General features: G+C 43.8%; 9 protein-coding genes. 8 read left to right on the plus strand and 1 reads right to left on the minus strand.

From position 1 onward, the window contains the following. Positions 1-506 precede the first annotated feature (506 nt). The 3 genes from dnm_RS18065 (at position 507) to dnm_RS18075 (ending at position 3,831) form a co-directional block, all read left to right on the plus strand. On the plus strand, positions 507-1,844 hold the full coding sequence (locus dnm_RS18065; RefSeq protein ID WP_207678312.1) for a Na(+)-translocating NADH-quinone reductase subunit A: 1,338 nt from the start codon (positions 507-509) through the stop codon (positions 1,842-1,844). A gap of 99 nt (positions 1,845-1,943) precedes the next feature. After that, positions 1,944-3,128: an NADH:ubiquinone reductase (Na(+)-transporting) subunit B gene (locus dnm_RS18070; RefSeq protein ID WP_207678313.1), complete on the plus strand. Its 1,185-nt coding sequence runs from the start codon at positions 1,944-1,946 to the stop codon at positions 3,126-3,128. Then, positions 3,121-3,831, plus strand: a complete 711-nt coding sequence (locus dnm_RS18075; RefSeq protein WP_207678314.1) for an FMN-binding protein — start codon at positions 3,121-3,123, stop codon at positions 3,829-3,831. The genes dnm_RS18070 and dnm_RS18075 overlap by 8 nt, the downstream gene beginning before the upstream one ends. Positions 3,832-3,975: 144 nt before the next feature. Here the strand turns inward: dnm_RS18075 and mdh are convergent, their stop codons facing one another. Continuing rightward, positions 3,976-4,908: a malate dehydrogenase gene (gene mdh, locus dnm_RS18080; protein ID WP_207678315.1), complete on the minus strand. Its 933-nt coding sequence runs from the start codon at positions 4,906-4,908 to the stop codon at positions 3,976-3,978. A 588-nt stretch (positions 4,909-5,496) separates the two neighbouring features. Here mdh and dnm_RS18085 point away from each other — a divergent pair. The 5 genes from dnm_RS18085 to dnm_RS18105 all read left to right on the plus strand — a co-directional run bounded on the left by dnm_RS18085 (position 5,497) and on the right by dnm_RS18105 (position 11,219). Then, positions 5,497-6,477, plus strand: a complete 981-nt coding sequence (locus dnm_RS18085) for a tetratricopeptide repeat protein (protein ID WP_207678316.1) — start codon at positions 5,497-5,499, stop codon at positions 6,475-6,477. Between the two features lie 121 nt (positions 6,478-6,598). Then, on the plus strand, positions 6,599-7,207 hold the full coding sequence (locus tag dnm_RS18090) for a GTP-binding protein (protein ID WP_207678317.1): 609 nt from the start codon (positions 6,599-6,601) through the stop codon (positions 7,205-7,207). A gap of 48 nt (positions 7,208-7,255) precedes the next feature. Continuing rightward, complete coding sequence (locus dnm_RS18095) at positions 7,256-8,440, plus strand: cyclic nucleotide-binding domain-containing protein (RefSeq protein ID WP_207678318.1); 1,185 nt, start codon at positions 7,256-7,258, stop codon at positions 8,438-8,440. Between the two features lie 310 nt (positions 8,441-8,750). Then, the gene (locus dnm_RS18100; RefSeq protein WP_207678319.1) at positions 8,751-9,959 is read left to right on the plus strand and encodes a phosphoribosylaminoimidazolesuccinocarboxamide synthase; all 1,209 of its coding nucleotides are present in this window, start codon (positions 8,751-8,753) and stop codon (positions 9,957-9,959) included. Positions 9,960-10,154: 195 nt separating this feature from the next. Next, positions 10,155-11,219 (plus strand): ParB/RepB/Spo0J family partition protein, encoded by a 1,065-nt coding sequence (locus tag dnm_RS18105; protein WP_207678320.1) that lies wholly within the window; start codon positions 10,155-10,157, stop codon positions 11,217-11,219. The last annotated feature ends 115 nt before the right edge of the window (positions 11,220-11,334 follow it).

The following is an 11,334-nucleotide window of genomic DNA, read 5'->3' on the forward strand; positions in this document are numbered from 1 at the left end:
TTGTAAAAACCATTAAAAAAAACCTCTGGCCGGAAATCTGAGCCCCCGAACCGGAAGCATATCAGGGTAGCGGGTAATCTGTTCAGAGAAAAATTCAGCAGATACTAATTACCGGATTGTCTATAAATTGCAGGGAGAAAAAGTATTTATTGTGGCAGTGACGCACGGAAGTGTGGATATCACCAGAAAGTCGAAAAGAGAACGCTGGGAAATAGGCTGAAGCGAAGGTTGTCACACTGAATCTGCATGGATTAAAAATAAGAAAAGGGATGGTGTTCTGATTCTGGATATACCCTGATATTCACTTTATTGATTCAGATGGTTATAAAGTTTATATCCAGTTTTAGAACACAACCCTAATTTTCAAGCCGGATTCCGATTTGAAGTGAGAAATAAAAAAACTCTGATTCCGTTATATTGAAAAGATAATGCAGTGAGGACAACGCGTCCCCACCTGACTGATTTGACATAATTTGTTTGAACACCTGAATCTGAAAAGGCGAGAAATGATTACCATCAGCGTTAAAAAAGGCTACAAATTAAGTATTGAGGGAGTACCCTCATCTGAGTCGGAGGAACTGGCAAAACCGGCGAGCGTGGCGGTTTTGCCGGAACGGATTCCGTTTATAAAGCCGCGTCTGCTGGTCCAAACTGGGGACAGAGTGAAAATCGGTTCTGTCCTTTTTGAAGACAAGCGGAATCCTGATATTAAATTCCTGTCCCCGGGCGGGGGAGAAATTGCGGATATCCGTTTCGGTCCACGCCGGGTTATCAAAGAAATTGTGATCAGAACGGATGACGAGGAAGCATCCGAAGAATTTGAGGTCATCCCTGAAAACGATCTTAAAAACATTGAACGGGAGAAACTGATAAAAACCATTCTGGACGGCGGATTATGGCCCCTGATAAGGGGATTTCCTTTTCGGGACATTGCCGCTCCGGATGATATCCCACCGGCCATATTTGTTTCCCTGGGGGCCAGTGAGCCGTTTCAGCCTGATCCCGAGGTCTGGCTGAAAGGAAAAAAGGAGTTATTTGAATATGGTATCCATATTCTGCAACGTCTGGGGCAGAAGGTCCACGTCTGCGTTTCCCGTGACAGTCCGTTTGTTCTGAAAGAATTTAAGTCGCTTATCACTCACATATACAAAGGCGTTTATCCGGCCGATGATCCCGGAGTGTTGCTTTATCATACCAAAAAGGAGCCTTTGGAAAACCAGTCATGGTATGTCAGCGCCCAGGATGTCCTGCTTTTGGCGCAATTGCTGAAGACCGGAAAGTATCCCATTGAAAGAACGGTTGTGCTTGCAGGAAGTTCGGCAACAGAGAAAAAACATATCCGAACCCGTCTGGGGGTTCCGCTGGGGCATCTTGCCGATGCGTCCCCTGAAAATAACGGAACCCGATATGTTGTGGGCGGAATTTTCAGGGGATATACCGCCTCAGAATCATCCCATATGGGATTTTACGAAACTTCTCTGACCTTGCTCCCCGAAGGCAAAGAAAAGGAGATGTTCGGATTTATAAGGCCCGGGTTTCGCAAACCAAGTTATTCCAGAACATTTTTGTCCTCCCTGAATCCGTCTGCCCTTGCCATGGACTGCAACCTCCGCGGAGATGTGCGGGCCTGTATTAACTGCGGAAGCTGTGCCAAAGTGTGTCCTGTGGATATTCTGCCCCAGTTTACCATGAAATGTGTACTCGCGGATGAGGTTGAAGAAGCCTTGGAACATGGCCTGCTGGATTGCGTGGAATGCGGACTTTGCACCTATGTCTGCCCTTCCAAAATAGAACTTTGTACCACTCTGAAAGACGCTAAGGCAGCCTATTATATTGAGAAGTGAGAATTTGGAAGCGGGAAGTAAAATCCCATTTCTCACTTTCCCGAATCTCTGTCAGTTTTTACAAACGTGCCCAAAAACTTGTCGGTTTGAGGTTTTATAATGAAAATAATAAAAAACATTTTCGATTCTCAGCGGAAGCATTTTGACAAACGCGGAAAATGGGAAAAATTCTACCCTGTTTTTGAAGCCACGGAAACCTTTTTCTTTATCCCGGATCATGTGACCCAAAAAGGCCCGCATGTGCGTGACAGTCTCGATGTGAAGCGGTTTATGAGCTTTGTGATCCTTGCGCTCATGCCGCCGCTCTTTTTCGGTATTTATAACACCGGGTATCAGTCCAACCTTGTCTCCGGGCTTCCTCTTGATTTTTTTACGGTATTTTCAAAAGGGCTTTCCATTGTCCTGCCGCTGATTATCGTGTCTTATGCAGTGGGCTTTTTCTGGGAATTTCTCTTTGCCATTATCCGAAAACATCCCATCAGCGAGGGGCTGCTGGTCACAGGGCTTTTGTTCCCGCTCACGCTTCCTCCCACCATTCCGCTGTGGCAGGCTGCTGCGGGGATTTCCTTCGGCGTTGTGATCGGCAAGGAAATTTTTGGCGGAACCGGGAGAAATTTTCTGAATCCCGCATTAACCGGAAGAGCCTTTATTTTCTTTGCATATCCCGGGAAGATGTCCGGTGACAGTGTGTGGACAGTCATGAGCAGCGTGAAAACCAGTGCGGTTGACACATTCAGCGGTGCCACGCCTCTGGCAATTGCTTCGATTACAGAAACCTATGGAAATATAGAGGCATCTCTGTCAAAAGCAGGTTTTACTTTTTCAACGCTTTTTTGGGGAAATCATACCGGGAGTATCGGCGAGACGTCCTCATTTTTATGTCTTATCGGAGCGATGATCCTGATCGTTGTGGGCGTTGCAAGCTATAAGATCATTATCGGCGGGGTACTGGGGGCTCTGATTACCGGAGGGCTTCTGAATCTCATTGCCACGGAAGCCTCTATGCCCTGGCTTTCGCTGAATCCGTTTTATCATCTTGTGATGGGCGGATTTGCCTTCGGCATAGCGTATATGGCGACTGATCCGGTTTCTGCACCGGGAATGGAAACAGCAAAATGGGTCTATGGATTTGCCATTGGCGCATTGACAATTTTAATCCGTGTGTTTAATCCCGCGTATCCCGAAGGAGTCATGCTGTCAATTCTTTTCATGAATCTCTTTGCCCCGCTGCTGGATCATTTTGAAATAAAAGTCAGACTCAGAAGGAGGATAGCAAATGTCTAGTTATTTGAAATCATTTGTGTTTGCAGCCATTATGTGCTTTGTGTGCAGCATTCTCCTCACAGCCGCGTCATCCGGGCTGAAGGAGTTTCAGCAGAAAAATATCGCGCTGGACAAACAGAAAAATGTGCTGAAGTCCGTGGGACTGATACAGGAGGAACAGCAGTATTCGCCTGAACAGATTGAAACAGTGTATGCTGAGAATATCAGGACCCTATGGATTAACGGAGAGGGGAAGATCATTGGGGAAAAAGAAAGAGGTCCGAAGGATCTGCAAGTTTATCTGAATGTCAGGAAAGAGCAAGTGGAATCCTATATTATTCCCATAGAAACCAGGGGGCTGTGGGGAAAAATTTTCGGATATCTGGCCATAAAAAATGACGGATCAACCATTTCAGGCTTTACGGTTTACAAACATTCCGAGACCCCCGGGCTGGGCGGAGAGATCGAAAAAGGCTGGTTTCGGAAAAATTTTGAAGGCAAAAAAATCATTGACAGTGCCGGGGGACTTGTTTCGGTCTCTGTTGCAAAAGGGGCTGTGAGCGAGGTGGTTCCCAAGGAAAAGCACCCTCATTTTGTTGACGGCATCAGCGGGGCCACGCTGACTGGAAAATTTCTTTCCACGGGACTGAAGGAGATTCTGCTTGAGTATGAACCCGTGTCTGTCCGATTCAGAAAAAACAGGGAACTCAAGACTGAGGGGTGAAATATGAAGGTGTTAGGTGTTAGGTGTTAGGTGTTAGGAAAAACTATGGGACTTTCATATTTCTAAGAGCGTGTTCGATGTCAGACCTCCGAGGTTTTCAACACCTCGGAGGTCTTCACTTTTCAAAACTTATTTGGCCGGATATCAGGCCAATTTTTTCAAAACCTCTTTAAGCTCCCTGACAGCACTGGCTGATTTTTCAAGCGCTGCTTTTTCATCATCCGTAAGCTTAATTTCGATGATGTCTTCCGCGCCCTTTGTCCCCAGCTTCACAGGCACACCAATGAAAAGATCATTAAATCCGTATTCCCCTTCAAGATAGGCCGCGCAGGGGAGAATTTTTTTCTTATCTTTCAGAATGGACTCAGCCATTTCCACTGCGGCTGACGCGGGCGCGTAATAAGCGCTTCCAGTTTTCAAAAGACTGACGATCTCCGCTCCGCCGTTTGCGGTTCTTTCAACCAGGGCGTCAATGCGGTCCTTGGGCATGAGTTCCGTGATGGGGATGCCTGCCACGGTGGAATACCGGGGCAGCGGAACCATGGTGTCACCATGGCCCCCGAGGACAAACGCGTGGGTATTTTCAACAGAAACATCAAGCTCCATGGCTATGAAGGCCCTGAACCGGGCAGAGTCCAGCACGCCGGCCATTCCGATGACCCTGTTTTTGGGGAAACCGCTGGCTTCATATGCAACATGACACATGGCATCCAGCGGGTTGCTGACGATGATAAGAACAGCATCCGGAGAGAGCTTGGCAATGTGTTGTGTAACATCTTTCATAATTTTGGCATTGGTGCTGATCAGATCATCACGGCTCATCCCTGGTTTTCTGGGAATTCCTGCTGTGATGATCACAATATCAGAATGTTCCGATGCTTCATATCCGTTTGTTCCCGTAAGGTGCGCATCATGTTTTTCAATGGGTGCGGCTTCCGTAAGATCAAGGGCCTTTCCCTGGGGAACCCCTTCAACAATATCTATCAGGACCACATCACATAATTCTTTTTCTGCCAGTCTCTGGGCGGCAGTGGCTCCCACATTACCCGCTCCGACAACGGTCACTTTTTTGTCCATGACTTTCTCCTTAAGATGGATTTAAAATAAAATAATTCTGTTAAAAGCGGCTGATTCCTTAAAAAATCGGATTTTGCCTGAGAAATTTGCCAGACAATTAAAAAAGTTAATAATTTTTTGATAGCATAAATTCTGCCATTGTCAATAAATTTAAAAAAGATTTGGCTGTGTTCAGCATCATCCGATCAGAAATTTTGAGCTTTTTATAAACGGGCATGAGCTGCCGGTCACAACGAACGATGAAAGTTTTAGCATTTTTCCTGACACTTAACACTTAACACTTAACACCTGACACTTAACACCTGACACCTCTGACAGACAGGATGAAAATTTTTCAATCTGATGCTTAAATACTGTTTCCACCCCATTGACTTATCCCCTCTTTTTATGACACAAAACATCTGAACCTGCATTTTCGAATTTACCAAACTTTTAAAATTTGGGGAAACCCGATTATCAATATGGAAAACCTGATATTGACATCATAACAAAAATATAGGATAAATATATAGTTTATACACTGAGAAGTTCGTTGGTAATGAATGATCACTTATCAGCCATTGCCTGATAAGGCTGTGAGGTTGCCAGATGGAGGATGTGAAAAAAAAGATTAAATCATTTTTACAGGAGGCGGAGCTTTATCAATCCCAGGGCTTATTAAATGAAGCAAAGGAAAGATATGTGCGCGCTGGCCAACTGGTTAAAAAAAATGAAAATTTGATAAAGAATAAAAATCTGTTAAAGGTTATTTCAAAAAAAATTCATGTTCTGAAAGAAAAAATAGACAGAATTGAAAGCGGACCGATATCAGTTGAAATGCCGAAACAGATTCAGGATATCATTAAACATAAATTTTCTTTTTCAAAAAATGATGACGCGGGCGCGCTTGAAGGCGCTATTGCGCTGGCCAAATTCGGCCAGTTTGAGGCGGCGCTGAACGAATTCGATGAATTAATAAAAACAGCTTCCATAAGTGTTGAGGCCGCAAAAAACATCATCAGATGTCACAAAGCCCTGGATTCATTAGATGAAGCAGCTAACCGTTATAAGGAATGGCTTTCGGAAAATTTTTTTACTCCGGCCCAGCTGAATAAACTGCGTGTCTTTCTCCAGGGCATTCTTGACAGCCAGGGGGTTGATATAAAGCTTCCGAAAAAAGATATCATAACCTCTCCGTCATTAGAAACACTCATGGATACTGAAGTGTCTGAAACAGAGGCGGTTGAAACAGTGATACCTGAAAAAATCGTTGAGCAGGAGATTAATGATGAAGATATTATTGATATCAGTTCCGTAGGAATCACATTTACCGAGGGACCCAAAAAAGGGGAAACAATTGAATATGATGTAAGTTTTCAGGCGGGAAGCATAATCAACCTTTTAATTTCGGGCGATGACAAGGAACTTGTTGAAAACCTGAGAACCGGTGTTGTACTGAATGAAGTTCAATTTTATTCTCCCATAGCCATGTTTAATGGCAAAGCTGTTGTTTCTTCAAAATCAGAAATCGAATCAGGACCCAAGCAGGGGTATTATAGTCTGGATATAAAGGTTACAAGCATACTATAGCTGATAGCTGGCAGCCTGATTTTCATCCTGATCTCGGCTCCTTTCGGAGCGGACAGGGAATATTAACCATTTAATAGCTGCCAGTGAGCAGCTGTGAGCCAGGAGCTGCGGGCGTTGGAATATGGCGAATATTAATTTGAAAAACCGGGAGATAGAGTGCAAGATCGTCTATTACGGACCAGGAAGATGCGGAAAGACAACAAATCTTGAGTATATTTTTAAGACCTTCAGAAAACAGGCTATCGGAGAGATGGTTTCAGCGAACACAGAAGGTGACCGAACCCTTTTTTTTGACTTTCTCCCTCTGGGAATCGGCAAAATAAAAGGCTATGATGTACGGCTTCAGTTATATACTGTTCCGGGGCAGGTAAAATACAGTGCCACCAGAAAAATGGTTTTAAGGGAAGTTGACGGTGTTGCTTTTGTTGCCGATTCAATAAAAGTCCGGCGCAAAGCAAACGTGGAGTCATTAAAGGATCTCCATCAGAACCTGAAAGAATATGGCCTCAGCATTACCAAAATTCCTCTTGTGATTCAGTATAACAAGCGGGACCTTGCCAAACAGGGCATCCCTCTCCTGCCTGTTCAGCAGATGGAAAGAGATTTGAATCGTCAGCTCAAGGTTCCTTCTTTTTCAGCCAGTGCCATCAACGGTGACGGTGTGGGAGCAACTTTAAAAGCCTGTATAAAGCTGACGTTGCAGTCCATGAGAAAGCAGTTGGGATGGTAGCGAAACTTAATTATGAACACCGGAAAAAAGGATTAAATTTATTTCAACATGGATAGCAAAGTTGTTCTCAGAGGCAATTTGGATTTTCTCGGCCTGGGTGACCTTTTGCAGCTCATCGGTTCAAACGGCGGGACCGGGATTTTGCGCATCATAAGCAAATACGCTCCGGAACCAGGTCAGGTATTTTTCGTAAAAGGCAATATTGTAAACGCCTCAAATGCCTTGTTAAAGGGCAAAAAAAGCGCCGGCCTTGATGCTGCCTACTCTCTTTTCGGATGGCTCGAAGGTGAGTTTGAATTCAGCCAGGAAGATGTCCAAATTAAGAAAAACATTTCAACGAACCGGATGGAAATTATTTTAGACGGTCTGAGGATGGTGGACGAAGGGGTTGTCCCCATTCTGGGGGCCGTGTCTTTTGAAAAAAAATCATCTGATGCTTCTGATAAGGGAAGAAGCATCCCCATTGTCAAAGGATCACTTGTTGATTACCTCTATGTGGTTGATGAAGAAGAATTTCGCAAGGGACAGACCATTGTCAAGGAAAACAGCTGCGGGAGCTGGATATGGGTGATACTGGAAGGGGTTGTTGATATTATTAAAGAAACCTCACAGGGTCCCCTGACTATGCTGAAAATCGCTGACGGGGCCTTTATCGGAGGGCTGTCTTCGTTTTCATTTGACAGCCCCCTTCGCAGTTCCACGGCTGTCGCGGCAAGTGATGTGATACTGGGGGTGATGGATGCCCAGCGACTTGCCAATGATTATTCCGAAAGGCACCCTGATTTCAGGGACTTTGCCATGAGCCTTGACAGAAGACTGAAAGAGGTGACAGACCGGACCGTTGAAATCTATCTGAAAAAAAATAAATTTAAAGAATTTACACAGGATAAAAAACCATTTAAGGAAAAAGGTGAAAAACTTTTTACAATCAGACAAGGCCAGGCCTCTGTTATTCGGAAAATAAAAGAAGGATATGTGCCGTTGGCAAATCTCGGAGAGGGGGATTTTGTGGGACATGTGCCATTTTTTGATATTGGTCATGAACCTGGTTCCGCATCTGTTTTTGTATCAGATGACTTTGAAGTCAGTGAGTTGGATATTAGCTGGCTTCAGGAAGAATATGGTCTGCTCTCCCCTGCGTTAAAAAATCTGATCGAAAATATCGCAACCTGTATATCTATCACTACGAGTGCCGCAGTTAGTTTTCAGAAAAAAAATGTTCAGAAAAAATAATTACGTTGAACTAAGGATATGGGGATAAGTCTCCGATTCCTAACCCGGATAAGCCAGAACGAGAAAGGTTTAAAAAGAGTTGTTGCAAAACAAGGCCCCCGATTTAAGGTTATTTTCATAACAACGCGGTGTGTTAATTTTTAAAAGATATGGGTGAAAATAATTTTTAAACTGCACCTGTCGCCTTACTCCGTAACAACTCCTGAAGTTTGACGTTTGCCTGTATTTTTTTGATCCCTTGATATTCAAAGGCTCATTTAAAGATGGAAAAAATTTTTGACAATAAAAACAAAATATTATAGGTGCTAAAGTGAAAAACACGGATATCACAGAAAAGAGAAGACACATCAGAATTGATTCACTCAACCTGTCACACATATGGGTTGATGAAATGGGCGAAGGCATCGGCAGAACTTTGAATGTATCTGAATCCGGAATCCTTCTGGAAACCTATTTTTATCCTGGTTTGGAAGAGTTTCTGATCCTGACAATTGCTTTTGAAGATAAACTTCTTGAAATTAAAGGAAAAGTTGTTCATTACAAAAGCAGAGAGGGCGGGAGATTTGAAACCGGTATTGAGTTTCTTGAAACGGACGACTCAGCAGTTCGGTTTTTAAAAAAATTTATAAAAAGATTCAGGGAGCGAACAGTGTTTGAAAGTGATTTTAAGGAATTGAACCTCGTAAAAAGAGGCAAAGTAAGAGATATCTATGATCTGGGTGACAGCCTTTTAATGGTTGCCACGGACAGAATTTCGGCATTTGATGTGATTATGCCGAATCCCATACCTGAAAAGGGGAAAATTCTGACGCAGATTTCCCTGTTTTGGTTTGAAATTATGAAACCGCTGGTCGGTAACCACGTGATTTCCGGCAATGCGGATGACTATCCTGATGTGTGCAGGCCCTATGCAGATATGCTCAGAGAAAGGAGCATGCTGGTAAAAAAAGCAGAGCCTCTTCCCATTGAATGTGTTGTCAGGGGCTATATATCCGGGTCCGGGTGGAAGTCTTATCAGGAATCCGGAACAGTATGCGGTATCAAATTACCTGATGGCTTAAAAGAATCCGACAAACTTCCCGAACCGATCTTTACGCCTTCGACAAAGGAAGAAGTGGGGACCCATGATATCAACATAGATTTTGAAGAGACTGTCAGAAAAATCGGCAAACCCCTTGCGGAAAAAGTAAAATCGCTGAGTCTTGAAATCTACAATAAAGGGGCTGAAGTGGCAGACAAACAGGGCATCATCATCGCAGATACAAAGTTTGAGTTCGGACTTGTGGGAGACGAGGTTATTCTCATTGATGAAATCCTGACTCCGGATTCATCCAGGTTCTGGCCCAAAGCGTCCTATAAACCCGGAGGAGCCCAGAAGAGTTTTGACAAGCAATATGTCAGGGATTATCTGATTTCCATAAACTGGAACAAAGAACCTCCTGCCCCTTCGCTTCCGGAAGATGTGGTCGAAAATACCAGAAAAAAATATTTGGAAGCTTTGAGAAACTTGAAAGCTTGAAACTTGAAACTCGAAACTTGAAACTTGAAACTTGAAACTTGAAACTTGAAACTTGAAACTTGAAACTTGAAACTTGAAACTTGAAACTTGAAACTCGAAACTTGAAACTCGAAACTTGAAACTCGAAACTTGAAACTCGAAACTTGAAACTTGAAACTTGAAACTTGAAACTTGAAACTCGAAACTTGAAACTCAATGCCTGATTATCCAATTTCTAATTTCCATTTTCCAATTTTCACAGTCAGTCTGTCCTGTGTTGATTTGGAAGACTGTACTTATCAGATTACCACTGAAACCAGTGTTGATGATCTTAGTTGTTCAATTGAAAGCGTGGGGCTGATGTGCCCGCCATTGTTAATAAATCAGAGGCCGGAGACTGGGAATTCAAACGTCGGACGTGCAGATTTCGAACACTGTCCGCAGCCCGGGGGGTTCACTATTGTGTCCGGTTTCCGTCGGATTGCGGCGTGTCATTGTCTCGGATGGTCCGATATTGAAGCAAGAATTCTGAATGCCGATACTCAGAAACTCGATTGTGTGAAATTCGCAATAACGGAGAACGCGTTTCAAAGACCCCTGAATCTGATTGAAATGTCCAGAGCGGTTTATATGCTTTCCGTTTTTTTCAAAGAGGATAAGAAACTGGCTGAAGCCGCGTCTGCCATTGGTGTGTTGGCAAATCCGTCTCTTGTCAAAAAATTAAAAGCGGTCTGTCTTCTTCCCGGGGCCATTCAGGACAATGTACTTTCTGATACCATTTCTTTGTCCATGGCATTGGAGCTTGGCAGGCTTGAGGCAGATGCGGGTGTTGCATTTGCAGGGCTTTTTGAGACCCTTAAACTGAGTCTGAACAAGCAGAGAGAAATTATCACACGGGTCAGGGAAATTGCGCTTCGTGAGGATATTTCAATCCTGGATGTGATTATGGGAGATGATTTCCAGGAAATTTTAAACAATGAGGACCTTGATCGGAATCAGAAAGCCCGGGATATAAGATTTTATTTAAAACAGCGGCGGTTCCCTGCCATAACAAGGACCGAGACAGCGTTTGAGGCGCTTGTGAAAGAATTAAACCTCGGAAAGAATGTCAGTCTGAGGCCGCCCAGGGATTTTGAAGGTACTGTTTACAATTTGAATCTGAGTTTTAAAGATTTGACGGAACTGAAGGCGTGCGGGGTGTCAGTTGAGAAGATCATTCAAAATCCTGCTTTTGACCGATGGTTAAAGGGAACAGATAACGATTCATGTGTGAAGATATAGTTATTAATTGGGTCTGAACTGTTCCGGTCCGATGCTTTCAGTTTTTTTCAATAAGTGAGCGGCAGAGAAACCCGGCTTTTTTCTGCAAAGAAGAGAGCGTCTTCCCGGAAAAACC

The sequence above is a fragment of the Desulfonema magnum genome, assembly GCF_017377395.1.
Lineage (GTDB): Bacteria > Desulfobacterota > Desulfobacteria > Desulfobacterales > 4be13 > Desulfonema_C > Desulfonema_C magnum.